Annotated in this window: 28 protein-coding genes; 9 read left to right on the top strand and 19 right to left on the bottom strand. The window is 43.3% G+C overall.

The features are described from left to right. Positions 1-129: 129 nt before the first annotated feature. Complete coding sequence (locus RO21_RS04360) at positions 130-642, top strand: hypothetical protein (RefSeq protein WP_064774263.1); 513 nt, start codon at positions 130-132, stop codon at positions 640-642. 51 nt (positions 643-693) lie between these two features. Here RO21_RS04360 and RO21_RS04355 read toward each other — a convergent pair whose 3' ends face one another. Further along, the gene (locus RO21_RS04355) at positions 694-987 is read right to left on the bottom strand and encodes a HigA family addiction module antitoxin (RefSeq protein WP_047976574.1); all 294 of its coding nucleotides are present in this window, start codon (positions 985-987) and stop codon (positions 694-696) included. 8 nt (positions 988-995) lie between these two features. Next, complete coding sequence (locus tag RO21_RS04350; RefSeq protein WP_047976573.1) at positions 996-1,274, bottom strand: type II toxin-antitoxin system RelE/ParE family toxin; 279 nt, start codon at positions 1,272-1,274, stop codon at positions 996-998. 174 nt (positions 1,275-1,448) lie between these two features. Here RO21_RS04350 and uvrB point away from each other — a divergent pair, with 174 nt between their 5' ends. From uvrB to argA, 6 genes are all read left to right on the top strand, one after another. Continuing rightward, the gene (gene uvrB / locus RO21_RS04345; protein ID WP_047976572.1) at positions 1,449-3,470 is read left to right on the top strand and encodes an excinuclease ABC subunit UvrB; all 2,022 of its coding nucleotides are present in this window, start codon (positions 1,449-1,451) and stop codon (positions 3,468-3,470) included. A gap of 246 nt (positions 3,471-3,716) precedes the next feature. Further along, positions 3,717-4,940, top strand: a complete 1,224-nt coding sequence (locus tag RO21_RS04340) for an ATP-binding protein (RefSeq protein ID WP_047976571.1) — start codon at positions 3,717-3,719, stop codon at positions 4,938-4,940. Between the two features lie 105 nt (positions 4,941-5,045). Further along, positions 5,046-5,429 carry a 30S ribosome-binding factor RbfA gene (gene rbfA / locus RO21_RS04335; RefSeq protein WP_047976570.1) on the top strand — a complete coding sequence of 128 codons (384 nt, stop codon included), beginning with the start codon at positions 5,046-5,048 and terminating at the stop codon, positions 5,427-5,429. Further along, entirely contained in the window at positions 5,429-6,382 is a 954-nt protein-coding gene (truB, locus tag RO21_RS04330) for a tRNA pseudouridine(55) synthase TruB (RefSeq protein WP_047976569.1), read from the top strand. The genes rbfA and truB overlap by 1 nt, the downstream gene beginning before the upstream one ends. Then, positions 6,379-7,449: a lytic murein transglycosylase gene (locus tag RO21_RS04325; RefSeq protein WP_047976568.1), complete on the top strand. Its 1,071-nt coding sequence runs from the start codon at positions 6,379-6,381 to the stop codon at positions 7,447-7,449. Before truB ends, RO21_RS04325 begins: the two co-directional genes overlap by 4 nt. Before the next feature lie 141 nt (positions 7,450-7,590). Next, positions 7,591-8,898: an amino-acid N-acetyltransferase gene (argA, locus tag RO21_RS04320; protein WP_047976567.1), complete on the top strand. Its 1,308-nt coding sequence runs from the start codon at positions 7,591-7,593 to the stop codon at positions 8,896-8,898. Between the two features lie 69 nt (positions 8,899-8,967). Here the strand turns inward: argA and asnS are convergent, their stop codons facing one another. The 4 genes from asnS to efp form a co-directional block, all read right to left on the bottom strand. Continuing rightward, positions 8,968-10,371 carry an asparagine--tRNA ligase gene (gene asnS, locus RO21_RS04315; protein WP_047976566.1) on the bottom strand — a complete coding sequence of 468 codons (1,404 nt, stop codon included), beginning with the start codon at positions 10,369-10,371 and terminating at the stop codon, positions 8,968-8,970. A 106-nt stretch (positions 10,372-10,477) separates the two neighbouring features. Further along, positions 10,478-11,056: a thymidine kinase gene (locus RO21_RS04310; protein ID WP_047976565.1), complete on the bottom strand. Its 579-nt coding sequence runs from the start codon at positions 11,054-11,056 to the stop codon at positions 10,478-10,480. 56 nt (positions 11,057-11,112) lie between these two features. After that, entirely contained in the window at positions 11,113-11,331 is a 219-nt protein-coding gene (gene zapB, locus RO21_RS04305) for a cell division protein ZapB (protein ID WP_047976564.1), read from the bottom strand. Between the two features lie 137 nt (positions 11,332-11,468). Beyond that, positions 11,469-12,035 carry an elongation factor P gene (gene efp, locus RO21_RS04300; protein WP_047976563.1) on the bottom strand — a complete coding sequence of 189 codons (567 nt, stop codon included), beginning with the start codon at positions 12,033-12,035 and terminating at the stop codon, positions 11,469-11,471. A gap of 157 nt (positions 12,036-12,192) precedes the next feature. On the opposite strand from efp, the gene RO21_RS04295 reads away from it, so the two are divergent. After that, positions 12,193-12,723, top strand: coding sequence for a hypothetical protein (locus tag RO21_RS04295; protein ID WP_047976562.1), 531 nt, complete (start codon positions 12,193-12,195; stop codon positions 12,721-12,723). Positions 12,724-12,741: 18 nt separating this feature from the next. Further along, complete coding sequence (gene epmB, locus RO21_RS04290) at positions 12,742-13,743, top strand: EF-P beta-lysylation protein EpmB (RefSeq protein ID WP_047976561.1); 1,002 nt, start codon at positions 12,742-12,744, stop codon at positions 13,741-13,743. Positions 13,744-13,891: 148 nt separating this feature from the next. Here epmB and pta read toward each other — a convergent pair whose 3' ends face one another. The 13 genes from pta to csrA all read right to left on the bottom strand — a co-directional run bounded on the left by pta (position 13,892) and on the right by csrA (position 26,519). Then, on the bottom strand, positions 13,892-16,027 hold the full coding sequence (pta, locus tag RO21_RS04285; RefSeq protein ID WP_047976560.1) for a phosphate acetyltransferase: 2,136 nt from the start codon (positions 16,025-16,027) through the stop codon (positions 13,892-13,894). A 120-nt stretch (positions 16,028-16,147) separates the two neighbouring features. Next, positions 16,148-17,344, bottom strand: a complete 1,197-nt coding sequence (locus RO21_RS04280) for an acetate kinase (protein WP_047976559.1) — start codon at positions 17,342-17,344, stop codon at positions 16,148-16,150. Positions 17,345-17,541: 197 nt separating this feature from the next. Continuing rightward, a complete protein-coding gene (gene yciH, locus RO21_RS04275) occupies positions 17,542-17,853 on the bottom strand; it encodes a stress response translation initiation inhibitor YciH (RefSeq protein WP_047976558.1) in 312 nt (103 codons plus the stop codon). A 31-nt stretch (positions 17,854-17,884) separates the two neighbouring features. Then, complete coding sequence (pyrF, locus tag RO21_RS04270) at positions 17,885-18,577, bottom strand: orotidine-5'-phosphate decarboxylase (protein ID WP_047976557.1); 693 nt, start codon at positions 18,575-18,577, stop codon at positions 17,885-17,887. Positions 18,578-18,590: 13 nt separating this feature from the next. Then, complete coding sequence (gene lapB / locus RO21_RS04265) at positions 18,591-19,784, bottom strand: lipopolysaccharide assembly protein LapB (RefSeq protein WP_047976556.1); 1,194 nt, start codon at positions 19,782-19,784, stop codon at positions 18,591-18,593. Then, entirely contained in the window at positions 19,784-20,068 is a 285-nt protein-coding gene (locus tag RO21_RS04260) for a LapA family protein (protein ID WP_047976555.1), read from the bottom strand. Before RO21_RS04260 ends, lapB begins: the two co-directional genes overlap by 1 nt. Before the next feature lie 38 nt (positions 20,069-20,106). After that, positions 20,107-20,385, bottom strand: coding sequence for an integration host factor subunit beta (locus RO21_RS04255; RefSeq protein ID WP_047976554.1), 279 nt, complete (start codon positions 20,383-20,385; stop codon positions 20,107-20,109). Positions 20,386-20,456: 71 nt separating this feature from the next. Continuing rightward, positions 20,457-22,124: a 30S ribosomal protein S1 gene (gene rpsA / locus RO21_RS04250; protein ID WP_047976553.1), complete on the bottom strand. Its 1,668-nt coding sequence runs from the start codon at positions 22,122-22,124 to the stop codon at positions 20,457-20,459. Positions 22,125-22,219: 95 nt separating this feature from the next. Further along, positions 22,220-22,888, bottom strand: coding sequence for a (d)CMP kinase (gene cmk, locus RO21_RS04245; RefSeq protein WP_047976552.1), 669 nt, complete (start codon positions 22,886-22,888; stop codon positions 22,220-22,222). 12 nt (positions 22,889-22,900) lie between these two features. After that, positions 22,901-23,938 carry an outer membrane-stress sensor serine endopeptidase DegS gene (degS, locus tag RO21_RS04240; RefSeq protein ID WP_047976637.1) on the bottom strand — a complete coding sequence of 346 codons (1,038 nt, stop codon included), beginning with the start codon at positions 23,936-23,938 and terminating at the stop codon, positions 22,901-22,903. 24 nt (positions 23,939-23,962) lie between these two features. Further along, the gene (gene galU / locus RO21_RS04235; RefSeq protein WP_047976551.1) at positions 23,963-24,850 is read right to left on the bottom strand and encodes a UTP--glucose-1-phosphate uridylyltransferase GalU; all 888 of its coding nucleotides are present in this window, start codon (positions 24,848-24,850) and stop codon (positions 23,963-23,965) included. Positions 24,851-24,926: 76 nt separating this feature from the next. Continuing rightward, complete coding sequence (locus RO21_RS04230) at positions 24,927-26,291, bottom strand: phosphohexomutase domain-containing protein (protein ID WP_047976550.1); 1,365 nt, start codon at positions 26,289-26,291, stop codon at positions 24,927-24,929. Positions 26,292-26,333: 42 nt separating this feature from the next. Continuing rightward, positions 26,334-26,519 carry a carbon storage regulator CsrA gene (gene csrA / locus RO21_RS04225; RefSeq protein WP_047976549.1) on the bottom strand — a complete coding sequence of 62 codons (186 nt, stop codon included), beginning with the start codon at positions 26,517-26,519 and terminating at the stop codon, positions 26,334-26,336. Positions 26,520-26,551 lie beyond the last annotated feature (32 nt).

Raw genomic sequence — 26,551 nt, 5'->3', positions numbered from 1 at the left:
CCTCAGTAATGGGGGATTTTTATTTTACAAGCGGTGGGTTTACTACCGTTTTTTGCAAAAACACCGCATAGCCCAAGCCGAAATGAAATGCTAGAATAGCCTACCTTTTCTGTTTTAAGGAAATTTAGTATGAAAAAACGTCCTTTTTTTGATAATGTTATCGCTTTCTTTTTTATACTGGCAGGGTTATACAACTTGATCGGCATTCTCTATCCGACCCAATTTTTCTTTGACCAAACCATTGCCACGATTGACCCTGTTGTCTTTTCTTGGCTTGGGCAAGGGAATATTGTGTTATGGGGGCTGGCGTATTTAGCGGTGTCCTTTTCATTTTATAAAGTGCCGAAGCTGATTTTCGTTTTCTTCATCGAAAAAATGGTCTATGCGGTAACTTGGGGATTGTGGTATCTGGAAAACAGCGCGGTAATTCAGGAACTGGCAAGCAGTAAACCGCAACTGGCGACCTTTTTCCAATTTTACGGCGTGGGCGATTTGTTTTTCGGGCTATTCTTTTTCGCCGTTGTGGTGCGTTGTTCAAAATCAGCAAAAACGACAGAGAGCGAACCACCAAAGCCACGGATTGAACCGACACTCAACCCTGTTGAACAAAACCACGAGCCACAACCGAACAACCAACCTTAATAATCAACAAATAGGCACACTGCGTGCCTATTTTTCTAGTCAATCTGCCAATTATGATGCAAAGACAGGTGATACGGAAAAGCGGGCTTTTTGCGATGCCTGCCATAAATCATAGTCGGCTTGTTGATGTAGCCAACTTTCAGGGCTTGGACTGTTTTCGCCTAGCCAAGCGTGTAAACGTAACGCCATATCGGCACTAATAGCGGATTTACCGTTTATAAGGCGGGAAAGCGTTACACGATTAACGCCTAGCTGTTTGGCGGCTTGAGTAACGGTTAAACCCAACGCAGGTAAAATATCATCTCGAATAATTTCTGCCGGATGTGGCGGGTTATACATTTGCATAAAAACTCCTAATGATAATCTTGATAGTCAACAATCTCTGCGTGCCCGTTCTCTAACTTAAAGGTTATACGCCAATTCCCGTTCACTTTTACACTCCAATGATTGACAAGATTGCCGCTTAACGGGTGTAAGTTCCAACCGGGAATGTTCATATCTTGGGCAGTTTTACTACTATTTAAACGTGCCAAAATCCGTTTAAGTTTAGCAGAATGTGCAACAATAATGCCGGCAGTTGAACCCGTTTTATAGAATTTTTCCAGCCCTTTATGTTTGAATGACAGTATCATAGGCTAAGTCGTCTTAATAAACGAATAGCATTGTAGTTTTAAACACGACATACATCAATAACTTATTGATCATTTATGCAGGTAATCGCAGAGATTTCGATGTGTGCAAAAAATCCTACCGAACCGACCGCTTGCCTATGTTAGAATAGCAGCCCATTTTGCAAAGGAGTTTTTATGAGCAAGCAAGGTAAGCCTTTTATTTTACATTCTCCCTTTAAGCCATCGGGCGATCAGCCGACAGCAATTGCTAAATTAGTCGAAGGATTGAATGACGGATTGGCCCACCAAACGCTATTGGGCGTAACGGGGTCGGGCAAAACCTTCACCATAGCCAATGTGATTGCCATACTTAACCGTCCGGCGATGTTGCTTGCACCGAATAAAACCCTTGCCGCCCAGCTTTATGCGGAAATGAAAGCCTTTTTCCCTGAAAATGCAGTGGAATATTTCGTCTCTTACTACGACTATTATCAGCCGGAAGCCTATGTGCCGAGTAGCGATACTTTCATTGAGAAAGATGCCTCCATTAACGAACAAATCGAACAAATGCGGCTTTCAGCGACCAAATCCTTTCTTGAGCGGCGAGATACAATTGTTGTGGCATCTGTCTCGGCGATTTACGGTTTGGGAGATGTCGATGCCTATATGCAAATGATGTTGCATTTGCAAGTGGGAGCAATGATTGACCAACGCACGATTTTGGCTCGTTTGGCGGAGTTGCAATATACCCGTAACGATCAAGCCTTTCAGCGCTCAACGTTCCGAGTACGAGGCGAGGTGATCGATATATTCCCCGCCGAATCGGACGAAGTGGCGTTACGGGTAGAACTTTTTGATGACGAGATTGAAAATCTCTCATTGTTTGACCCGCTCACAGGGCATAGCTTAGGTAAAGTGCCACGCTACACCATTTACCCGAAAACCCACTACGTTACCCCACGGGAGCGAATTTTAGAGGCGATCGAGCAGATCAAAACCGAGCTTGCCGAACGCCGTCATTACTTCATTCAAGAAAATAAATTGCTTGAAGAACAACGTATTGCACAGCGTACGCAATTTGATATTGAAATGATGAACGAACTCGGTTATTGCTCCGGCATTGAAAACTACTCCCGCTATTTATCGGGACGAAAAGCGGGCGATCCGCCCCCGACCTTGTTTGATTATATGCCGAGTGATGGCTTGCTGATTATTGACGAATCCCACGTTACCGTGCCGCAAATCGGCGGAATGTATCGGGGCGACCGAGCCAGAAAAGAAACGCTGGTGCAATACGGTTTCCGCCTGCCGTCTGCGTTGGATAACCGCCCGCTACGATTTGAAGAGTTTGAACGTCTTTCTCCGCAAACAATTTATGTGTCCGCCACCCCGGGGGCTTATGAGTTGGAAAAAAATCCCGAAGTAGTCGATCAGGTGGTACGCCCGACCGGCTTGCTCGATCCGATTTTGGAAGTGCGACCGGTAGCCACCCAAATCGATGATTTACTGTCAGAAATTCATAAACGGGTCGCCGTTGAGGAACGGGTACTGGTAACGACACTTACCAAAAAAATGGCGGAAGATCTGACCGATTATCTGGACGAACACGGCGTGCGAGTGCGTTATCTGCACAGTGATATTGACACAGTCGAGCGGGTCGAAATTATCCACGATTTACGAATGGGAATGTTTGATGTATTGGTCGGGATCAACTTATTGCGGGAAGGACTGGATATGCCGGAAGTGTCCCTTGTCGCGATTTTAGATGCCGATAAAGAGGGCTTTTTACGTTCGGAACGCTCGCTAATTCAAACTATCGGGCGGGCGGCGCGTAATCTGAACGGCAAAGCGATACTCTATGCCGATCGCATCACCAATTCAATGCAAAAAGCGATCCAAGAGACCGAACGCCGCCGAGAAAAACAACAAAAATATAACGCAGAACACGGTATTACTCCGCAAGCACTCAACAAAAAAGTGGGCGAGTTGCTGGATATCGGGCAAACGGATAAGCCGAAACGCAGCAAACAAGCGGTCAAAAACAGCGATAATTTTGCAAATGACAGCAAACCAAAATCCCGCAAAGCACTTGAAAAAGAGCTTAAAACCCTCGAACAGCAAATGCGAGAATTCGCCCAAAATCTTGAGTTTGAAAAAGCGGCAGCGGTGAGGGATAAAATTGCCGAGCTAAAAAGTGCCTTATTGATTATGGAATAGAGCAAATACTTTATTACGACCTGTTTCACCCATTAGGTTGTTGTATATTAGTTGTACAATAAATAATCTCCAATATGTAGGAACCCAATGTTTGCGTCCATAAATGAAACGGCTAGTGCATTCCTTAAAAATCACTAAAAGTTAGTTTGATTTACGATAAAATCTTAAATTAAACTAGCTTTTTCTTTACTTTTTCACTTTTTTAGAGTTTAATTTACGATAGCATCTTAAATTAAACTGAATTTTATGATCTTTTATCCGAGACAAATGTCGGTGTTGTTAAACACCTTAATTAAACAATTCCCCGCTGTTTTAGTAACTGGTCCTCGTCAAGTGGGGAAATCCACATTGTTACAACATATTGGGCAAGATTATCAATATGTAACCTTTGATGATCCTATGCTGCTCAATCAAGCGAAAAATGATCCCTCTCTGTTTATGCTTAATCATAGCGGCAAGTTAATTTTAGACGAAGTTCAGTATGTGCCCGAGTTGTTTTCCAGCCTAAAATTAGCGATTGATAGGCAGAAAACCTCAGGTTTGTTTTTGCTTTCCGGTTCGCAAGCCTTTGAATTGATGCAAAATGTAGCGGAAAGTTTAGCTGGGAGGATTGCAGTGCTGAAATTACAGGGTTTTTCGCTGCGAGAAATTCACCAATTGGATTTCTATCTGCCATTCGTGCCAACATCGGACTATATTTCTGCCAGAGAAAAAGTTCTGAAACCGATTGAAAACCTGTGGAAAATTATTCATCAGGGCTATATGCCTCGATTGTATGAACAGGCAACGAATTGGGAGATTTACTATGCGTCCTACGTTTCCACTTATATTGAACGAGATGTGCGATCGTTAGCCAATATCAGCAGCATCACTGATTTCACTCGCTTTATGGTAGCTATCGCTGCTCGCAGCGGTGAATTGCTTAATTACAGCAACGTGGCACAAGAGGTTGGCGTGTCGGTCGATACGATTAAACGTTGGACGACTATTTTAGAAACCTCCGGCATCATATATTTACTTAAACCTTACAGTAATAATCACTTAAAACGAGCGATTAAAACGCCCAAAATATATATGTTGGATACAGGGTTGATGGCGTGGCTGACGAAATGGCTCACGCCCGAAACTATTCAACAAGGGGCTAAAAACGGGCAGTTTTTTGAAACCTTTATCGTGAGTGAAATTATTAAATCCTTTTATAATAACGGGATTGAACCGCCGATCTATTTTTATCGGGATACCAACCAAAAAGAAATCGATCTTTTGATTGAACATCAGCGTACGCTATACCCGATAGAAATTAAGGTTACTGCCAGCCCCGATAAAAAAATGGCAAAAGCCTTTGGCATTTTGAAAGCCAATTTGCAAGATACGGATATTCAGCTCGGCACGGGCGTGATTATCAATCAATATCCGCAAAAACTGTGGTTGGCGGAAGATTTGCTGGCATTGCCGATTTCAATGCTCTAACCTGCCGAAATAATGGCAAAAAATCCGCCTAAACCGACCGCTTGTTCGCCTTTCGGCAGGAAATTTTGTATAATCCACAATAAAATTAGCACATAGGAAACGAAAATGGCGAGAGAATTTAGCCGTGCCGATCGTGTGGCACAAGAGTTACAAAAAGAAATTGCAGTGATTTTACAGCGTGAGGTCAAAGATCCACGAATTGGAATGGTAACGGTATCCGATGTTGAAATCAGCCGTGATTTAGCCTACGCCAAAGTGTTTGTTACGTTTTTATTTGATAATGATGAGCAGGCGGTTGAGCGGGGATTAGAGGGCTTGAACAAAGCTGCCGGTTATATTCGTACCTTGGTCGGCAAAGCAATGCGGTTGCGGATTGTGCCGGAATTGCGTTTTGTGTACGACCAATCGTTAGTGGAAGGTATGCGAATGTCTAACTTGGTGACGAACGTGGTGCGTCAAGATGCCGCTCGTCATATTGAGGACGAGTAATGGGCAGACCTCGCAAAAAAGGGCGTGATGTTCACGGCGTTTTTTTGTTGGATAAACCGCAAGGGGTCAGTTCCAACGAGATTATGCAAAAGGTCAAACGCCTGTTTCAAGCCAATAAAGCCGGTCATACGGGGGCGTTAGATCCGCTTGCGACGGGAATGTTGCCGATCTGTTTGGGCGAGGCGACCAAATTCTCGCAGTTTTTGTTGGACGCCGATAAGCGTTATCGGGTAACGGCAAAATTAGGGGAGCGGACGGATACCTCCGATGCCGAGGGGCAAGTGGTACAAACCCGCCCCGTCAATATTGCATTAGCTGATATTTTAGCGACGCTGCCACAATTTCGAGGCGATATTCTGCAAGTGCCGACAATGTTTTCTGCATTGAAACATAACGGCAAACCACTGTATGAATATGCGAGAGCCGGTATTACGATTGAACGGGAAGCCCGCCCGATCACTATTTTTGAACTCACTTTTATTGATTACCAAGCTCCGTTTTTAACCTTGGACGTGCATTGTTCAAAAGGTACTTATATCCGCACCTTAGTGGACGATTTAGGCGAGGCATTGGGCTGTGGTGCACACGTTACCGTACTCCGCCGTTTAGCCGTGGCGGATTACCCTATTGAACAAATGATGACGATTGAGGCGTTGCAAAATCTCAGCGAAAACCAACCGCTTGCGGTACTTGATCGTCATTTATTAGCCATAGACAGTGCGGTTGCCCGGTTGCCGAAGTTGTTGCTGACCGAAGCACAGGGGCGGGCGATTAGCTTCGGGCAACGGGTAAAATTTGATAATCAGGACGGTCTTTTCGGGCAAGTTCGCCTATTTTCTGCCGCCGATGTTTTTCTGGGCGTGGCTGAAATTCGGCAGGATAATGTGATTCGCCCAAGCCGTTTAGTAAATTATGGACAAGCGGTCGGTTCGGCCGACAATATAACACAATGAAAAAATATTTAATTTCGCTCTCTTTTTTGAGCTTACTGGCAGGTTGTAGCCAGCATTATCAGGATTTAGCTTTAGATGCTAAATATGACAAGCCTCGTACTTTAAATCATTTCTCCGATTATGTGCAGTTTTTGAAACAAAAAGCGGCAGGGGCGGGGGTGTCCGACAAAGTGCTTAATTCGCACTTTAATATTACCTATGTGCCACGGGCGGTACAGCTTGACCGTGAGCAAGCCGCTAAACGCCGAGATCCGAATACTCCACCGCCTCCGCCAAATCCGCACTGCGTTACCCGGTATTTGAATAAAGTCTTGACCCAAGCGAAAGTGAATGCGGCGGTTGAGCGATGGTGGCAGGTTCAACCGCAGTTAGAAAGCGCCAGCCGCCAATACGGTGTACAAAAAGAGTACATTATGGCGTTATGGGGAATGGAAAGCAGTTTCGGGCGTTATCAAGGTAATTTTGATGTGCTTTCTGTATTAGCAACATTGGCGTTTGACGGTCGCCGTGAAGCACTGTTTAGCCAAGAATTTGTAAATGCGTTCAAAATGTTGGATAACGGTACGATTTCCCGCCGTGAAATGAAAGGCTCTTGGGCAGGGGCGATGGGGCAAACACAATTTATGCCGACCTCGTACCTAAAATATGCGGCGGACGGGGATAATGACGGCAAAAAAGATATTTGGCAGAACCGTAGCGATGCGTTTGCCTCCATTGCCAATTACCTTTCTTCTGTCGGCTGGGACAAAACGCTCCCGTGGGGCATTGAGGTGAAGTTGTCTCAACCGATTGATATGTCGTTGTCCGGCATCGAAGTCAATAAAGCAAAACGCCTTGCCGAATGGCAGGCGTGGGGAATTTATGTGGCTTACCCTAACGGGCAGGAATTGGCAAAGATGAAAGCGCTCTCCCAAACAAAATTATGGCTAGTGAGACCGGATAAAGAGGCGGGCAGAGCTTTCTTAGTTTCCAACAATTTCCGCACGATTTTAGATTGGAATAAATCCAATAATTTTGCGATTAGTATTGGAAAATTTGCCGATCGCATTTTGCAAAGCGTAGATTAGTTTTACTTGCGAAAATTTCAGCTTGGGTTAGTATGAAATCTGCTTTTGAGTGATCAGAAGCAGATTTTTTTATGAGATAAACATAACAAGCGGGTGGTTTATCCGCATTTTTTGCAAACACAAATCGAATAAGGTAAGCCTATGCGTAATACAGAATTAGTCCAATGGTTTCGGCAATCAACGCCCTACGTGAATTTACACAGCGGAAAAACCTTTGTAATAATGCTAGACGGCGAGGTGATGGAAAGTCCGAATTTTATCAATATAATCAATGATATTAGCTTATTACACAGTCTCAATATCAAATTGGTGATCGTATTTGGGGCAAGACCGCAGATTGAACATTTACTCGCCGAGCATCAAATTCCGTCCGATTATTATCAAAATATCCGCATTACCTCACCGGAAACCCTTGAGATTGTCAAACAAGCGGTCGGCAAGGTGCATTATGATTTATTGGCGAGGCTTTCACTGCGTTCCCCCAATGCGCCGGTCATCAACATCGTCAGCGGCAATATGGTGCTTGCCCAACCGATTGGGGTGGTCGATGGGATTGATTACGGGCTAAGTGGCAAGATCCGCCGGATCAACCTTGAGAGCATTAAACAGCAACTTGCAACACAGTCAATCGTGCTGCTAGGGCCGGTAGCCTCATCGGTAACAGGTGAAATGTTTAATCTTCCCTTTGAGGACGTTGCCACCCAAGTGGCGATAAAATTGCGGGCAGATAAATTGATCGGTTTTTGTGAAACGCAGGGGATTTTAGACGAACAAGGCGATGTAATCGCCGATTTAATGCCGCAAACGGCAAAATATCATCTTAATCAGCGGATTGAACGGGGGCAGTACCACTCGTCTGCCGCCCGATTCTTGCAAGCCGCGATTGATGTGTGCCAAGCGGGCGTAAAACGGGCGCATTTAATCAGCTATCTCGCAGACGGCTCATTATTGCAAGAACTGTTTTCTCGGGACGGTATCGGCACACAGTTCTCAATGCAGGAATCGGAAACTATCCGTCTAGCGACAATTCAAGATATTCCAAGCCTACTGGAATTGATTCGCCCGTTTGAGCAGCAAGGCATTTTAGTCAAACGCTCCCGTGAGCAATTAGAAATGGAAATCGACCATTACACCATTATTGAACGGGACGGTGTCGTGATTGCCTGTGCCGCGTTAAACCCGTATCCGGCAGAAAAAATGGCGGAGATGGCGTGTGTGGTCGTGCATCCGGATTATCGAGATTCGGCACGGGGCGACATTTTATTGGTGGAAATCCAAAAACGTGCCAAAAAGCTCGGGGTAGAGAAGCTCTTTATCCTCACTACCCGCACAACCCAATGGTTTCAAGAGCGAGGCTTTAAACCGGCAGACATCGCCGATTTACCTCAAGCCAAACGAAAGCATTACAACTACCAACGTCGCTCGAAAGTGCTGGTGCAGGTTTTATGAGTAAACGGCAAGTGGTCTGGGATTTACTAAAAAATAAAAAACGGCTGGAAGTACCAGCCGTTAGGGGTGTTAGAAATTCGCATTTCTTGGGGCACGAGGGAAAGGAATGACCTCGCGGATATTTTGTAAGCCGGTTACATAGACAATGAGTCGCTCAAAGCCTAAGCCGAAGCCGGCGTGCGGTACTGTGCCATAGCGGCGTAAATCTCTATACCACCAGTAATCTTCCGGATTTAAGCCCATTTCTTGCATTCGTTGATCTAAGACTTCTAAACGTTCTTCACGTTGTGAACCGCCGATAATTTCGCCGATACCCGGTGCAAGTACGTCCATTGCGGCAACGGTTTTACCGTCATCATTTAAGCGCATATAGAAGGCTTTGATGTCTTTCGGGTAGTTTTTCACAACTACCGGTGATTTGAAGTACTCTTCCGCTAAATAACGCTCGTGTTCGGAGGAGAGATCAATGCCCCATTCCACAGGAAATTCAAACGTTTTACCGGATTTTAATAAAACCTCGATCGCATCGGTATAGTCGATTTGGGCGAAATCGGAAGTAATAAACTGTTCCAAACGGTTAATGACGTTGCTATCAACGTGTTTGGCAAAGAACGCCATATCATCTTTGCGCTCTTCCAATACGGCTCGGAAAACATATTTGAGCATATCTTCGGCAAGTTTTGCATTATCCGCTAACGTTGCGAACGCAATTTCCGGTTCAACCATCCAAAACTCGGCTAAATGGCGAGTGGTATTGGAATTTTCCGCACGGAAAGTCGGGCCGAACGTATAAATTTTGCTTAATGCACAGGCGTAAGTTTCACCATTTAATTGACCGGATACGGTTAAAAACGCTTCTTTGCCAAAGAAATCTTGGCTGAAATCCACTTTGCCGTTTTCACCACGAGGCAGATTTTCTAAATCAAGGGTAGAAACACGGAACATTTCGCCTGCACCTTCGGTATCCGAGGCGGTAATCAGTGGGGTAGCGACCCAGTAAAATCCTTGTTCGTGGAAAAAGCGATGAATAGCTTGCGCTAGGCAATGGCGTACACGAGCCACTGCACCAATCAAGTTTGTGCGAGGACGTAAGTGTGCCACTTCACGCAAATATTCGATAGAATGGCGTTTCGCTGCCATTGGGTAAGTGTCCGGATCTTCAACCCAGCCAACCACTTCAACATTTTTTGCTTGTAATTCGACCGCTTGTCCCTGTGCCGGCGATTCAACAATGGTACCGGTTACGATAACAGAGCAACCTGCGGTTAAACGTAATACTTCATCTTGATAATTATTGAGATCGTTATTGACAATAGCTTGAATTGGGTCGAAACACGAGCCGTCATAAACGGCTAAAAAGGATAAACCTGCTTTGGAGTCGCGGCGGGTACGCACCCAACCACGGACAGAAACCTCTTGCCCAACGGCAATTTTGCCGGCAAGAATTTCTGAAATTGAAGAATATGTTGACATAATGTGCCTCTAATAATCAGATTTGAATCGGTTTTCAGTGAAAATATTGCATTCTACTCGAAATACACGCTAAAGATAAGGGAATTTTCGTTTTTGTAAACCTAAATTAACACCCCAGCTTTTCTTTGTAGTGCGCACGGCAGACCGATAAATAGTGATCATTACCACCAATTTGAATTTGATCGCCGTCTTTTATCGCTTCACCCTGTTCATTCATTCGGATCACAAAGTTAGCTTTGCGCCCACAATAACAGATGGTTTTTAATTCCTCAAGTTGATCTGCCCACGCTAACAAATAGCGGCTGCCTTCAAACAGCTCGGCTTGGAAATCGGTACGTAACCCATAACATAGCACCGGAATTTTTAGTTTATCGACCACTTCGGTGAGTTGATAAACCTGCGCTTTGGTGAGGAATTGGGCTTCATCAATTAAGATACAGTGTAACGCTTTTTGCTGCTGTGCGGTGCGGATTGCCGAAAAGAGATCGCTTTGTTTATCAAACAGATTTGCCTGTTGTGAAATGCCGATACGGGAAGCCACTTTACCGACCCCATAGCGATCATCAATCGCCGCCGTATAAACCAGCGTATTCATACCACGTTCTTGATAGTTATAGGAAGATTGAAGCAGGGTAGTGGATTTACCAGCATTCATTGATGAGTAATAAAAATAGAGCTTTGCCATAGTTGATAAATAAAAAACGGCTAATCAAGTTAGCCGTTTGGAGATAAACCGTGAGATTAAACGTTGTCGATTTGACCTAACAATGAACGTAAACGCTCTTGGAAGTTTTGATGTTCCGTTTTGAGTTGCTCGTGTTCTTGGCGTAATGTATCGTTTGCCTGCTGTGCCGCATCGTTTTTACTTTTTAATTCTTCCACTTCCAATTGTAATAATTGAATGGTTTCAACGGCTTGTTTAATTTTTTCTTCTAACTGGTCAAGAATAGTAACTGACATAATTTGCCCTCGCATATTGTAATTCAAAAGTGTAAAAGATTTTACCTTAGTCGGACAGCTTTTTCATCATAAAGTTTTGAAATAACGAAAAAAAATCCTCCCATCTGAGGAGAGGATTTTATCTGCCGATTTTTTAATTACTTCACGCGTGAAACATATTCACCGGAACGGGTATCGACACGAATAACTTCACCGATTTGGACGAAAAGTGGCACACGCACAACTGCACCGGTACTTAATGTAGCCGGTTTACCGCCAGTACCCGCCGTATCGCCTTTTAAGCCTGGATCAGTTTCCGTTACTTCCAATTCCACAAAGTTTGGTGGGGTTACGGCAATCGCCGAACCGTTCCACAAGGTGATGATACACTCGGCTTGATCAACCAACCATTTGTCGTTGTCGCCCAGTGCTTTTGCATCAACGGAAATCTGCTCAAATGTTTCCGGGTGCATAAAATACCAGAAATCTTCGTCTTTGTAAGAGTAGGTATAGTTGTAATCGACAACATCCGCCGCTTCAACGGATGTACCGGATTTAAAGTTGATTTCTAATACTTTGCCTGAAATCAATTTACGAATTTTGGTGCGGGTGAATGCCTGACCTTTACCCGGTTTCACAAATTCATTTTCAACGATCACGCAAGGTTCGCCATCTTGAATAAATTTTAAACCCGGTTTGAAATCATTAGTGCTGTAACTCGCCATTGTATCCTCAAATATAAAAACGCCCATCGGGCTGATAATGAAAGGCGTATATAATACACAAAATCACTCAAAATTTAAAAATTTTTCTTCGTACCAGCCCCCTTTTATTTTTTGTTTTTACGGTATAATCTACGTTTTTCAACCATAAGGAAAAGCAATGAAAAAATTAATCACACTCGGGGCGATTTTAGCCTTATCGGTTTCAACGGTTGTCGAAGCGAAAAAAGGCGGTATGCGTATGAGCAGTAAAAAAAGTACGCCGGCGGTTCAAACTAAGCCGCAAACACAGCAAAATGATGCAACCTTTAATAATACGCCGCCAATGCCAAATGCAGGGGCTCAAGCCGCGCAAAGTAACCGTTTAGGCAATTTTGTTACCGGCGCAGCGGCAGGTTATCTATTAAGCGAAGTCTTAGCACCGAACGAAGCGCAAGCACAGCAACCGGCAACCCAAGCCGAACCAATGGCGCAACTTAATCAGCAGGTTCAAACGGCTGCTCAGACTATTCCGAGCTTTAAAGCCGTTGATCCACAAAATGATCCGAATTTAATCGAAAAAACACCCGGCTATTTACGTTACTGCTTAAATGGCGTGCAATATCTAGTCAGCACGGCTAATCCGCAATTAGCGCCGACATTGATGGTAGATAGACAAAACGCACCGGCGGCGTGTGTTATTTCACAATAATCACGGAAGGAAAGGGCAGTGGAGCGTATTGCAATTCGGACGCACACGGAAGATTGGCTGGCTGATTTGGCCGAAGCCTTTCGTGATCCGCTTGAACTGTTGGCGTATCTTGAACTGGATAGCCACAAGTTTCAACAAGATATACAGGCACGCAAACTGTTTGCATTGCGTGTACCGCGCCCTTTTGCCGCCAAAATGCAAAAAAAAGCACGGAACGATCCGCTTTTTTTACAGGCAATGTCCCATCAAGACGAGTTTTTAGCGGCGGAAGGTTTTGTGCAAGATCCGTTGGCAGAGCAACAGTCGCCCGCACCGAATATTTTGCATAAATACCATAACCGTTTGCTGTTTATGCTTAAAAATAGTTGTGCGATCAACTGCCGTTACTGCTTTCGCCGCCATTTTCCTTATCAGGCGGTTAAAAGTGGGAAAGCCTCGTGGCAACAAAGCCTTGATTATATTGCCGCTCATACGGAATTGGAGGAGGTGATCCTCTCCGGTGGTGATCCGTTAATGGCAAAAGATCACGAATTGGACTGGGTCATCACTGCTTTAGAGCAGCTACCTCATATCCGTACACTACGCATTCATAGTCGCCTACCGGTCGTGATTCCCAACCGGATTACAGACGCGTTGTGTCAGCGATTGGCAAGCTCTCCGCTCAATATCGTACTGGTTACGCATATCAATCACGCGAATGAAATTGATGATATTTTTCAGTATAAAATGCAAAAACTGAAACAGGCAGGCGTTACGTTACTTAATCAATCGGTGTTGCTAAAAGGGGTAAATGATAAGGCAGAAATCCTTAAAGCCTTGAGCGACAAGCTATTTCAGTATGGCATTTTGCCTTATTATCTGCATTTATTGGATAAAGTGGAGGGCGCAAGCCATTTTTATATTGATGATGCGCAAGCCATTGAAATCTACAAAAAGTTACAACGTATTAGCTCTGGCTATCTTGTTCCCAAATTGGCGAGGGAAATCCCATTTGAGCCGAATAAAACGCTAATGGGGTAGGGGAGTAAAAGCAAGCGGTCAGATTGTCAGGGATTTTTGCACTGTTATCCTGCTAACCGAAAGAATAAAAAAGGCGATGAGTAATATCGCCTTTTTATTTTCATTAAATTAATTTTGCACCTTTTAGGCAAAATCCGACCGCTTGTGATTACTGGGTCGCTTGAATTGCGGTTAATGCAATGGTGTAAACGATGTCATCGACTAATGCACCACGGGAGAGGTCATTAACCGGTTTACGCATACCTTGTAGCATCGGACCGATAGACACTAAATCCGCAGAACGTTGTACCGCTTTATAAGTGGTATTACCGGTATTCAGATCAGGGAAAACAAAGACGGTCGCTTTACCTGCAACAGGTGAGTTAGGTGCTTTAGAGCGAGCTACATCTTCCATAATCGCTGCATCGTATTGTAACGGACCGTCAATAATTAAATCAGGGCGTTTTTCTTTCGCAATACGGGTTGCTTCTGCGACTTTCTCCACATCGGCACCGCTACCCGATGTGCCGGTAGAGTAAGAAATCATTGCCACACGAGGATCAATACCGAAAGATTTCGCCGATTCAGCCGATTGAATAGCAATTTCTGCTAATTGCTCGGCATTTGGATCAGGGTTGACCGCACAGTCTCCGTAAACTAATACTTGATCCGGTAATAGCATAAAGAAGACGGAGGAAATAATTGAGTTACCCGGTGCAGTTTTGATAATCTGCATCGGTGGGCGGATCGTGTTAGCCGTTGTATGCACTGCACCGGACACTAAGCCGTCCACTTCGTTTGCTTCCAGCATCATTGTGCCGAGAACCACCGTATCCAATAATTGCTCACGGGCAACGGCTTCCGTCATTCCTTTGTTTTTACGTAATTCAACAAGGCGATCAACATAATTTTCACGCACTTGTTCAGGGTCGATTACCGTAATCCCTTTGCCTAATGTAACACCCTGTGCATCAGCAACCCGTTGTACATCAGTCGGGTTCGCCAATAAAATACACTCGGCAATGCCACGCTCGGCACATAATGCCGCGGCTTTAACCGTTCTCGGCTCATCGCCTTCCGGTAACACAATGCGTTTTTTCGCTTCGCGGGCTAACTCGGTTAATTGATAGCGGAAAGCAGCAGGGGAGAGACGGCGAGCGCGCACTGCACCTTTTGAAATGCTTTCAATAAAGCCGACATCAAATTGTTCGGAAACATATTGCTGAATTTTTGCGATACGCTCTTTATCATCAACAGGTACTTCAAGGCTGAAACTTTGTAAATTCAAGGCGGTTTGCCAAGTTGTGCCTTCTACGCGGAAAATCGGTAAGCCGGTTTCAAAGGCTTGTTCGCACAATTTAGCAATTTGTCCGTCAATTTTATAACCGCCGGTTAAGAGTAATGCGCCTAATTCAACACCATTCATTGCAGAAAGTGCCACGGCAACAATGACATCAGGGCGATCCGCCGAAGCCACTAATAAGCTGCCGGCTTTAAAATGCTCAACCATATTTGGCAAACTTCTGGCGCAGAATGTTACACTGCGGATACGGCGTTGGTGAACTTCGCCTTCTTTAATAATGGAAGCGCCTAAATGTTTCACTAAGTCAATCGCGCGAGGCGCAATTAAATCGGCTTTCCACTGTACGCAAGCTAACAGTTTAATCGGGCTGTCTTTGAATAAACGCTCTAACTCTGACACATTATTGGCACTGTGTTGGAAAGAGTCGAAAATTTCGGTGAGATCCGGACGGGTACGACCGGATTCATCGACTGGTGCATTAAATTTATTGACCACGACCCCCAATAAATTCGGGTTATGACGACCACCAAATTGAGCGACAGCGGCATCGATGCGTTCTTTCAATCGGGCAGGGGAGTCCGCAGACGGTGCAGCAACTAAGATAATTTCCGCATCTAATGCTTGTGCAATCTCATAGTTCACTTTGTTGGCATAAGCGTGTTTGCGGTTCGGCACTAAACCTTCCACCACCACAATTTCGCTATTTTTCGCCAGACGCTGATGACGCTCAACCACTTTTTCAAGTAATACATCCGTTTGGTTTTGACCGATTAATGTTTCAGCGGCACTTAACATAAACGGTTCACCAACTTCGGTGGTTTTTGAGGTGCGGATAATGGTAGTGGAGCGGTCTAAGACATCTTCGCCGCTCACAGGTTGAGAAATCGGTTTTAAGAACCCGACCTTCATTCCTTTTTGTTCTAAAGAGTGAACGAGACCGAGGCTGATACTGCTCAAACCGACGCCGGTGCTGATAGGGATTAAAATGATTGTTCTAGACATTTTTCGTTTCCAGTGTTGTATAACAAGCGGGGAGTTAAAGTTCATTTTTGCAAAAAAACGTCATTTATCGACCGCTTGTTAATTCCAAAATAAAACCTGCCGCAAAGGGCAGGCTTGAGATTATAACGCTAAGCGTGCTGTATCTTGTGCGATGACAAGTTCTTCATTTGTTGGGATCACAAATGCACGGAATGCAGAATCGTCAGCCGTGATTTCGCCCGATTTACCGAAACGTGCCGCAAGGTTTTTCTCGCTATCCACTTTAATACCAAATAATTTCAAGTGTTTTAAGGTTAATTCACGCACCGGCCCTGCGTTTTCGCCGATACCGCCGGTAAAGACAATCGCATCTAAATGATCGCCGATTACCGCCATATATGAACCGATATATTTTGCTAAACGGTAGCAGAATACATCCATTGCACGTTTGGCTTCCGGTTTTTCTGCATAATTGTCTTCAGCATAGCGACAGTCGCTGGTAACTTCCGTTAAACCTAATAAACCGGATTTTTTCACTAATGTGTCTTCGATCTCTTTTACAGACATACCAAGGGTATTGTGCATAAAGAAAATGATTGCCGGATCTAAATCACCGGAACGTGTCCCCATAACTAAGCCTTCAAGCGGTGTAAAGCCCATTGAGGTATCAATACATTCACCGTTACGGATAGCGGCGATAGACGCCCCGTTACCGAGATGACAGGTGATAATATTCGCTTTTTCCGGCGCAATACCGACCGTTTTCGCTGCTTCACGGCTGACATAATAATGGCTTGTACCGTGGAAACCGTAACGACGAACGCCGTGTTCTTTATAGAGTGAATAAGGCAGTGCATAGAGATAAGAGTGTTCCGGCATTGTTTGGTGGAATGCTGTATCAAATACCGCAACATTTTTCTCTTTTAATTCAGGGAAAGCTTTGAATGCTTCTTCAATCCCGATCAAATGCGCCGGATTGTGGAGTGGAGCATAGGCTGCCGCTTCTTTAATGCCGGCGATAACATCATCATTAATCACGATAGAGGAGGTATATTTCTCACCGCCGTGAACGATACGATGACCGATAGCACCGATACTGTCTTTCAATTCGGCACTTAAAATGTGCGATACGATGTAATTTAGTGCTTCGCTATGCGCCGCACCTGCGCCTAAATCAGCCGCACCTTTCTCACCGTTTAATTTCCATTTAATTCGAGCATCTTCAAGGTTAAAATTTTCTGCTAGACCCGATAATTTTTCATCGCCCGAGATAGGATCAAGGATAGCAAATTTTAAAGAGGAGCTACCACAGTTAAGAATAAGAATATTTTTTGACATTGTCGAAACACCTATACAGTTGTTATTGGAATAAAAAGTAACACATTCTTTAACAATATGTTTAGCCTGCTATGATACGCTTTTCAGCCTAGAAAATAAATTCCTAAACGGAGGATAATCATACGAAAGCGGCTGATCTTATCGTTATCATTCTTTTATTTAACATAATATACATTATGCGAAATTTATAATGGATTTTAGCCTCCGGCTAATTTGACTTTAAAGCCTTTTTGTTCAAGCATTTGTTTTAATTGATCACGGTTATCGCCTTGAATTTCAATGATGCCGTCTTTAACCGAGCCACCGCAGCCGCTACGGCGTTTAAGCTCAGAAGCAAGGGACATTATCCCTTTATCATCTAAATTCAATCCGGTGATAATGCAAACACCTTTGCCTTTACGGCCACTTGTTTGGCGTTGAATTCGTACAATGCCATCACCTTTAGGTCGTTCTGCTTTTGGTGCTTCGCTTTTTATTCTGCCGATTTCCGTTGAATAAACTAAGGTCATTTACAAAATTCCTGTTTAAACTGACCGCTTGTTAAGCAATGGATTGGTTTATAGCGGTTAAAACTGCCAATGGATCTTGTGCTTGTGTGATCGGGCGACCGATAACAAGGTAATCAGAGCCTGTTTCGATGGCTTGTTTTGGTGTCATTACACGGCGTTGATCGCCAAAATCGCTGCCTTCTGGGCGAATCCCTGGTGTTACCAGTTTAAAATCTTTACCACAGTGCGTGCGTAATACTTCAACTTCTTGAGGGGAACACACAACACCGTCTAAACCGGCACGTTGGCATAAATGAGCGAGGCGGATAACTTGTTCCATCGGTGAGGCGTTAATACCAATCTGTAATAAATCGAGATCTTCCATACTGGTTAATACAGTTACGCCAATCAATAATGGGGCGTCTTTGCCATATGGTTCAAGAATTTGTTTTGCGGTTTCCATCATTCTTAATCCGCCGCAAGCGTGTAAGTCCACCATCCAAACGCCTAAATCGGCGGCTGAACGAACCGCTCTTGCCACTGTATTTGGTATGTCGTGATATTTTAAATCCAAAAAAACATCAAAGTTGCGTGCTTGCAACTGTTTGACAAAATGTGTCCCTAAGGTTGTAAACATTTCTTTGCCGACTTTCAAACGGCATAAAGAGGGATCGACTTGATCCACAAAATTAAGCGCTTCACGCTCGGTTTCATAATCTAATGCGACAATAATTTTATTATCCATTTCGGACTCCTTATTAAATAACGTCCACAATACTGTGGAGCGGTTTAATCGTTTCCCATTTTCGACAAGACGGGCAATGCCAGCTTAGCCGATAGCTTTGATAGCCGCAATGTGTGCAGCGGTAATGAAAACTTTTTTGAATACGATCACCAACCATTTTATGTAGCAGGGCTAAACTTTCCTTACCTCTACCCTGCTCGGCTTCGTGCATTTGGTAATAGATAAAGCGATGAAAGGTAAACAAATTAGGATATTGGCGAACTTGTTGATATAAACGGGTTTGTGCCGTCTCCATACCGTCTTTTTGTTCGATCCATTCGGTTAATGCTAAATCAATACTGCTGTTATGTTTAATTTGATTTGCTCGGATAAGAAACAGCTCAAAGTGCTCTAATTGATCGAGCTGCTGATAGCACAGTTTAATTTTGTCTAACACTTCGCTAATGTAGTCGGGATCTTGACTCAGTATCTGTTCAAAATGCGTAAGTGCTTGTGAAAACTGTTGGTTTTGCAGTGCATACTCCCCTAACAAAAGGGAGGCTCTTGCACAATTTGGCGCATAAGTTACCGCTTGTTGTAATGCCTCTATACGCTTTTGCTGTTCACCCTCTTTAAAGGCGTCAGCGTATTCACAATAAAAATGTGCCAAAGGTGTTCTATCGGTATTCGGAGCAATTTTGAGCAGTTTTTCTGCCACATTGATCGCTTTTCGCCACTCTTTTGTCTTTTGATAAATAAGGCTTAACTGTTTTAGCGAGTTGATCGCAAAATCCGGTTCGTCTAAAAGTTGAATATAATAGTTTTCAGCACGATCAAAAAAACCGGCAGCCATAAAATCTTTGGCAAGCTGTTGTTTAGCAAGCAGTTTTTGTTCAAAGGTATAATCGGGATTACTCTCTAGCCCTTGATGAATACGGAGCGCACGATCGACCTCTCCCCTTGAACGAAATAGATTACCTAAAGTTAATTCCGCTTCAAATTGAGAATCGTGCGTAATACGATGTTCGGTCTCTTGCTTTTGCAGCATTGAGAGAAAAATATCAACCGCTTTTTCGTGTTGATTAGAAAGAAGAAAATTCAATCCCGTAACATAATCACGGGAGAATTGATGATGAATGGCATCTTGATCCTTTTTTGCACTACGTTGCCCCATATACCAACCATATAATGCAGCAATGGGTAATAAAAGGAACAATAATTCCAGCATTACTCAACCTTTGGTAAAGTCAGTTCACTGATTTGTTTTGCTTGACGTTTAAGTTTGCGATTTAATGCGATATTTTGCAGTTTCACTTTTAAATAGAAAAAAGCGGTAATAAACCAACCTAAAATTAACCCAAAGCCAAATAAGATTGCAACTAAGCTGGATAAACGTAATTCACTTTTTGCAATTAAGTAGTTGAATGTAATAAGTTGATCGTTATTTGCACCAATCGTAACGCCAACAATAATAATCGCTAAGATAATTACCGCAATGAAGATATATTTCATAAAGACTCCGTTTATTACACTAAGGGCGAAAAGATAAATTATGCATCAACACGTTCTTTTAGTTCTTTGCCTGCTTTAAAGTGAGGCACATATTTTGCACCTAATTTCACCGATTCCCCTGTTTTAGGGTTACGACCCATTCGAGGCTGGCGGTAATGGAGAGAGAAACTGCCAAATCCTCTGACTTCAATGCGTTCATCTTTTGCCAAAGAAACCGTCATTTGCTCCAAAATTTCTTTAACGCTGTCATCGACAATTTTCATTTGTAATGAAGGAAATTTAATTACTAAATTTTCAATTAATTCGGACTTAGTCATTTTTTCTCCTTTATTTTGATAAATCTAGGCGGATATGCCTAATACATATCCGCCTTAGGTCAAAGGATTAATTATTCACCTTTTGCAGCTTTAAACGCTTCAGCCATTGCATTTGGAATAGCTTCTTCTTGTTTATTCACTTGCGCAAGTGCGGCAGACTCCTCTGCTTCATCCTTAGCACGAACAGACAAATTAACGACACGTGCTTTACGATCTACACCGGTATATTTCGCTTCAAGCTCATCACCTACGTTAATAACCGCTGTAATATCTTCTACACGATCACGTGTTGCTTCCGCTGCACGAATGTAGCCTTCAACACCATCAGTCAGTTCTACTTTTACGCCTTTTGCATCAACATCGGTTACTTTACCTTTAACGATAGCACCTTTCTTAGTACCATCAACAAAGTTAGTGAAAGGATCAGATTCTAACTGTTTGATACCTAAAGAGATACGCTCTTTCACTGCATCAACTTGTAAAACGACTGCTTCTACTTCGTCGCCTTTTTTGTATTGGCGAACCGCTTCTTCACCGGACATATTCCAAGAAATATCGGATAAGTGAACTAAACCGTCAATACCGCCTTCTAAACCAATGAAGATACCGAAGTCAGTGATTGATTTGATTTTACCTTTCACTTTGTCATTTCTGTTGTGTGTTTCAGCAAAGTGTTCCCACGGATTTGGTTTGCATTGTTTTAAACCAAGGGAAATACGGCGACGCTCTTCATCAACTTCAAGCACCATTACTTCAACGACATCGCCTACGTTAACAACTTTAGACGGGTGGATATTTTTGTTTGTCCAATCCATTTCTGAAACGTGAACTAAACCTTCAACACCATCTAAAATTTCAACGAAACAACCATAGTCGGTTAAGTTGGTTACTTTACCGCTTAATTTGCTGTTTACCGGGTGATTTTGTGCAATCGCTACCCAAGGGTCTTGACCTAATTGTTTTAAGCCTAAAGAAACACGGGTGCGATCTTTGTCAAACTTCAATACTTTAACCGTTACTTCATCGCCGACATTCACCACTTCGCTTGGGTGTTTAACACGTTTCCAAGCCATATCCGTGATGTGAAGTAAGCCGTCTACACCGCCTAAATCAACGAATGCACCGTAGTCAGTTAAGTTTTTAACTGTACCTTTAACTTCTGAACCTTCAACTAAGTTCGCTAATACTTCTTCACGATCTTGGCTGTTTTCAGATTCAATTACCGCACGACGAGAAACAACAACGTTGTTACGTTTTTGGTCAAGTTTAATCACTTTAAACTCTAATTCTTTACCTTCAAGGTTGATAGAATCACGCACCGGACGAGTATCAACTAATGAACCCGGTAAGAATGCACGTACACCGTTTAACTCAACCGTGAAGCCACCTTTTACTTTACCGTTTACTAAACCGACTACCGTAGCTTGTTCTTCAAATGCTTTTTCTAATGCAGCCCAAGATTCGTTACGTTTCGCTTTTTCACGGGAAAGTTTAGTCTCACCAAAACCGTCTTCAACAGCGTCAAGTGCTACATCAACAACGTCGCCAACTTGAACTTCTAATTCGCCTTGTGCGTTTAAAAATTCTTCAGCCGGAATAGCAGATTCCGATTTTAAACCGGCATCAACTAATACATAGCCTTTTTGAATAGCAACTACAGTACCTTTAACAATTGAACCTAAACGGGTTTCTTGACCTTTTAGTGATTCTTCAAAGAGTTGAGCAAAAGATTCAGTCATAATAAAAATTTCTTAAATAAATAAAACGTCCACCTAGCATCCGTCTAAATGGGGTTAGTAATAAAAACCTAACAATCCGTTGTTAAGCAATAACATTAACGATACTGACGGATATGATCCAATGCTTTTTGAATCACTTCATCAATCGATAAATAGGTTGAGTCTAAAATCAACGCATCTTTAGCCGGAATAAGCGGCGCAACTTCACGATTTCTGTCGCGAAAATCCCGTTCTTTTATCTCGGCTAAAATCTCGTCAAAGTTAGCATTAAATCCTTTTTCTTGCAACTGTTTTACACGCCTTTTTGCACGTTCTTCCGCGCTGGCGTCTAAAAAGAATTTAATTTCCGCTTCCGGAAACACAATTGTACCCATATCTCGCCCATCGGCAATCAAACCTCGCTCACTGCGGAAATCACGCTGACGTTGCAATAATGCTTTACGCACATTAGGAAAAATAGCAATTTTTGAGGCATTTTGACCCGCTTGCGCCGTGCGAATGAGATCCCCGACATTCTGACCGTTTAAGATTACCTCAATTTCACTGCCTACCAGTTCAAATTTAACATCTAATCGGCGAGCCAACTCGGCAAGCTGTTCTTCATTGTCTAACGCAATATTTTCTTGTTGGGCAGCCAAGGCTAAGATACGATAAATCGCTCCGGAATCTAAAAAATCAAACCCCAATTCTGCGGCTAGCGCGTGGCAGAGTGTACCCTTGCCTGCGCCGCTTGGGCCATCTACGGTTATCACCATATTTGTCATTTTATCACCTTATTATATGTCCGGAAATTCACCGATAGTTACTTGAACTTCCTGTGTTTTACCGTCTCTCGAAATAAGCACATTCATTTTTGTCCCCGGAATTGCATCGGCAATCAACTCCATCATTTGTGCAGGACTTTCTGCATCAATATCATTGATACGTAAAATCAAATCACCTGTTTTAATGCCGGCAAGTGCCGCCGGGCCATAGTCGGCTACTCCTGTGATCAGCACACCGTTCTCGCCTAAGCCGAGTTGTTTTGCAGAATAAAATAGCGAGCTGTTTACCCCAAAGTAGCCACGGATAACCCGCCCGTCTTTGATAATTTTATTCATCACTTTATTGGCGAGGTTAATCGGTATGGCAAAGTTAAGCCCTTCCGCTAATTCTTCGCTGGTTTTGCCTAATCTCAACGTGTTAATACCGATTAGCTCCCCGGCTGAATTGACTAACGCGCCACCTGAATTACCTTGATTGATCGAGGCATCCGTTTGGATAAAATTTTGTCTGCCGGTTTCTGATAGTGCATTTCGCCCCGTGGCACTCACAATACCCTGTGTAATGCTCTGCCCTAAATTCAACGGGTTGCCGATTGCCAAAACAACATCACCGATATTCGTCAGCCGTTTTTCATTTTGCGGGATAGTCGGTAGATTTTCCGCTTCAATCTTTAAAACCGCCAAATCCGTTAAAGCGTCCGAACCAACCAATACCGCACTATGAATTGCCCCTGATTGCAGCGCAACAATAATCTGATCGGCATTTTGAATAACGTGCTTATTCGTTAAAATATAGCCGGTTGGAGTCATAATCACCCCGGCCCCCAAATTGTTAAGCTGTAATTCGCTGGCAATACCGGAACCATTCACATCAAAGGCTTGGTTATATACATTTACAACTGCAGGCGAAGCGGTACGCACAGCATTGTGAAAGCTAATGACATTATCGGTTTCATTACGATATTGCTGATTAATCCAAGGGGCGACGTAAAGAACCAAGCCGGCACAAAAAAGCCCAAAACCTACCGCTTGCGCAACTTTCTTTATTATTTGTTTATCGCCCATTTCATTACACTATAACGTTTTCGCCAATTTCTTAAGATAGGATTTGAAATCCGCTCCGCATTTGCTGTGGTTTAAACTGTACTCGACAAAGGCTTCCATATAGCCTAACTTATCGCCACAATCAAAGGTTTTACCCGTCATATGAAATGCTTCAACGTCTTGCTGCTGAATTAGCATATCAATGGCATCGGTTAATTGAATTTCATCGCCCACACCAATCGGTGTTTTTTCTAATAAATCCCAAATCGCCGCAGAGAAGACGTAACGACCGACAACCGCAAAGTTAGACGGTGCTTCGTCAATAGACGGTTTTTCCACGACCTTGACAATCTTTGCCGTGCCCGCTGGGGTAAGTTCTGCCCCTTGACAGTCCACGATACCATAGCTACTGACTTCCTCTTTTGCCACCGGTGCGACCATAATCTGGCTATTCCCAGTCTCTTTAAAACGTTGAATCATTGCAGAAAGGTTTTCTGTTTTTTGATCGGCACTGAAATCGGCAAGTAACACATCGGGTAACACCACGGCAAAAGGTTCGTTACCAACCAACGCCCGCCCGCATAATACGGCGTGCCCTAACCCTTTTGCCTGACCTTGACGCACGTGCATAATCGTAACATCTTTTGGCACGATAGAACGCACTTCGTCTAATAATTGGCGTTTTACCCGTTTTTCGAGCATTGTTTCCAGCTCAAATGAGGTATCAAAATGGTTTTCGATAGCATTTTTTGAAGAATGAGTAACCAGCACAATCTCTTTAATCCCTGCCGCCACACATTCGTTTACAATGTATTGAATTAAAGGTTTATCCGCAATAGTCAACATTTCTTTTGGGATAGCTTTGGTAGCAGGTAGCATACGTGTGCCTAAGCCCGCCACAGGAATAATTACTTTCATAAAAATCCTTAAAATTAAAGAAAGACAAAACCGCCTGCCCTGTGCAAGCGGTCTGTTAAGTTAAAAAATAGGCAAATTACTGACGTAACAGTGCCAACACTTCGTCCGTTTTTTGTTGCATTAACGCTTTATCACCTTTCGTTTCAAGATTTAAGCGAACGACCGGTTCGGTATTTGAACTTCTTAAATTAAACCGCCAGTTGTCAAATTCAACACTAATCCCGTCTAAACGATCCACGGATTTTGCCTGATCTTGATAAGCGTTTAAAACGCGATCTAATGCCACTTTCGCATCGGCTAATTTACTGTTGATTTCGCCCGGTGATGGGAATTTCTCTAAACGTTCGCCAACCAGCTCACTTAATGTTTTACCGGTAGTGCAAAGTAATTCAAGGGTAAGTAGCCACGGAATCATACCACTGTCGCAGTAGAAGAAATCACGGAAATAATGGTGCGCGCTCATTTCACCGCCATAAATCGCATCAACTTCACGCATTTTCTCTTTAATAAATGAATGGCCTGATTTTGACATTACCGCTTGACCGCCGGCTTGAGAAACCAATTCTTCCGTATTCCAAATCAAACGTGGATCGTAGATAATTTTTGCCCCCGGATTTTTTTGAAGAAACGCCTGAGAGAGCAAGCCGACAACATAGTAGCCTTCAATAAAGCCGCCTTTTTCATCAAAGAAAAAACAACGGTCGAAATCACCGTCAAAGGCAATCCCCATATCCGCTTTATTGGCAAGCACAGCATCAATCGAATCTTGACGGTTTTCGTGCAGAATCGGATTAGGGATACCGTTAGGGAAATTGCCGTCCGGATTATTATGCACTTTGACAAAGGTTACCGGTACATTATTAGCTTTAAATTGTGCTTCAATCGCATCAATAACTTTACCTGCCGCACCGTTACCGGAATTAATCACCAAGGTTTTCGGCGTTAATTTGCTTAAATCAATGTAGGATAATAAGTGGCTAACATAGTCACCCAATACACTTTTTTGCGTATAAGTTCCACGCTGGGCGACCGGCGGAAACTGATTTTCTTCCGCTAAGCGTTGAATATCTGCCAAACCCGTATCTGCACTGATCGGACGAGATCCAGCACGGACTAATTTCATTCCGTTATAATCCATCGGATTATGGCTTGCCGTTACTTCAATACCGCCGTCCGTTTTTAAAAATGATGTTGCAAAATAGACTTCTTCCGTACCGGTTTGCCCCAGATCAATCACATCTACACCGGAGTCCAATAAACCGTTTGTTACCGCATTTTTGAGTTCGTTACTGGTTAAACGGACATCCCCCCCAACAACGATACTTTTAGGTTTTAAAAACTGCCCGAAAGCACGCCCGATACGATACGCAATATCGACATTAAGCTCCGTACCTAATTGACCTCGAATATCATACGCTTTGAAACACGTGAGTTTACTCATAATATTTTCCTTATGTTGTTGAGTTGAATCCTGTATAAAGTGCTACCCTTGTTTTGTTTCTTCCGAGAGTGCTTTGATCCGTTGATAAATTTCTTCTCGATGAACGGAAATCTCTTTGGGGGCTTTTACGCCTAATTTCACTTGACTGCCACGAATACTGAGTACGGTAATTTCAACATCATCACCAATTAACAGGCTTTCGCCAATTTTCCTAGTCAGAATAAGCATTGTCATTTCTCCTTTTATTTTTATTGTAAGCG

Origin of the sequence: Muribacter muris (genome assembly GCF_001038205.1) — a bacterium.
GTDB lineage: Bacteria > Pseudomonadota > Gammaproteobacteria > Enterobacterales > Pasteurellaceae > Muribacter > Muribacter muris.
The sequence above is the reverse complement of the archived record's forward strand: the minus strand, read 5'-3'. Positions and strand labels throughout refer to the sequence as shown.

Excerpts from the sequence above, each read along its gene's own strand:
- RO21_RS04360 (WP_064774263.1), top strand. The coding sequence starts at position 130 with ATGAAAAAACGTCCTTTTTTTGATAATGTTATCGCTTTCTTTTTTATA.
- RO21_RS04355 (WP_047976574.1), bottom strand. The coding sequence starts at position 987 with ATGCAAATGTATAACCCGCCACATCCGGCAGAAATTATTCGAGATGAT.
- RO21_RS04350 (WP_047976573.1), bottom strand. The coding sequence starts at position 1,274 with ATGATACTGTCATTCAAACATAAAGGGCTGGAAAAATTCTATAAAACG.
- uvrB (WP_047976572.1), top strand. The coding sequence starts at position 1,449 with ATGAGCAAGCAAGGTAAGCCTTTTATTTTACATTCTCCCTTTAAGCCA.
- RO21_RS04340 (WP_047976571.1), top strand. The coding sequence starts at position 3,717 with ATGATCTTTTATCCGAGACAAATGTCGGTGTTGTTAAACACCTTAATT.
- rbfA (WP_047976570.1), top strand. The coding sequence starts at position 5,046 with ATGGCGAGAGAATTTAGCCGTGCCGATCGTGTGGCACAAGAGTTACAA.
- truB (WP_047976569.1), top strand. The coding sequence starts at position 5,429 with ATGGGCAGACCTCGCAAAAAAGGGCGTGATGTTCACGGCGTTTTTTTG.
- RO21_RS04325 (WP_047976568.1), top strand. The coding sequence starts at position 6,379 with ATGAAAAAATATTTAATTTCGCTCTCTTTTTTGAGCTTACTGGCAGGT.
- argA (WP_047976567.1), top strand. The coding sequence starts at position 7,591 with ATGCGTAATACAGAATTAGTCCAATGGTTTCGGCAATCAACGCCCTAC.
- asnS (WP_047976566.1), bottom strand. The coding sequence starts at position 10,371 with ATGTCAACATATTCTTCAATTTCAGAAATTCTTGCCGGCAAAATTGCC.
- RO21_RS04310 (WP_047976565.1), bottom strand. The coding sequence starts at position 11,056 with ATGGCAAAGCTCTATTTTTATTACTCATCAATGAATGCTGGTAAATCC.
- zapB (WP_047976564.1), bottom strand. The coding sequence starts at position 11,331 with ATGTCAGTTACTATTCTTGACCAGTTAGAAGAAAAAATTAAACAAGCC.
- efp (WP_047976563.1), bottom strand. The coding sequence starts at position 12,035 with ATGGCGAGTTACAGCACTAATGATTTCAAACCGGGTTTAAAATTTATT.
- RO21_RS04295 (WP_047976562.1), top strand. The coding sequence starts at position 12,193 with ATGAAAAAATTAATCACACTCGGGGCGATTTTAGCCTTATCGGTTTCA.
- pta (WP_047976560.1), bottom strand. The coding sequence starts at position 16,027 with ATGTCTAGAACAATCATTTTAATCCCTATCAGCACCGGCGTCGGTTTG.
- RO21_RS04280 (WP_047976559.1), bottom strand. The coding sequence starts at position 17,344 with ATGTCAAAAAATATTCTTATTCTTAACTGTGGTAGCTCCTCTTTAAAA.
- yciH (WP_047976558.1), bottom strand. The coding sequence starts at position 17,853 with ATGACCTTAGTTTATTCAACGGAAATCGGCAGAATAAAAAGCGAAGCA.
- pyrF (WP_047976557.1), bottom strand. The coding sequence starts at position 18,577 with ATGGATAATAAAATTATTGTCGCATTAGATTATGAAACCGAGCGTGAA.
- lapB (WP_047976556.1), bottom strand. The coding sequence starts at position 19,784 with ATGCTGGAATTATTGTTCCTTTTATTACCCATTGCTGCATTATATGGT.
- RO21_RS04260 (WP_047976555.1), bottom strand. The coding sequence starts at position 20,068 with ATGAAATATATCTTCATTGCGGTAATTATCTTAGCGATTATTATTGTT.
- RO21_RS04255 (WP_047976554.1), bottom strand. The coding sequence starts at position 20,385 with ATGACTAAGTCCGAATTAATTGAAAATTTAGTAATTAAATTTCCTTCA.
- rpsA (WP_047976553.1), bottom strand. The coding sequence starts at position 22,124 with ATGACTGAATCTTTTGCTCAACTCTTTGAAGAATCACTAAAAGGTCAA.
- cmk (WP_047976552.1), bottom strand. The coding sequence starts at position 22,888 with ATGACAAATATGGTGATAACCGTAGATGGCCCAAGCGGCGCAGGCAAG.
- galU (WP_047976551.1), bottom strand. The coding sequence starts at position 24,850 with ATGAAAGTAATTATTCCTGTGGCGGGCTTAGGCACACGTATGCTACCT.
- RO21_RS04230 (WP_047976550.1), bottom strand. The coding sequence starts at position 26,291 with ATGAGTAAACTCACGTGTTTCAAAGCGTATGATATTCGAGGTCAATTA.
- csrA (WP_047976549.1), bottom strand. The coding sequence starts at position 26,519 with ATGCTTATTCTGACTAGGAAAATTGGCGAAAGCCTGTTAATTGGTGAT.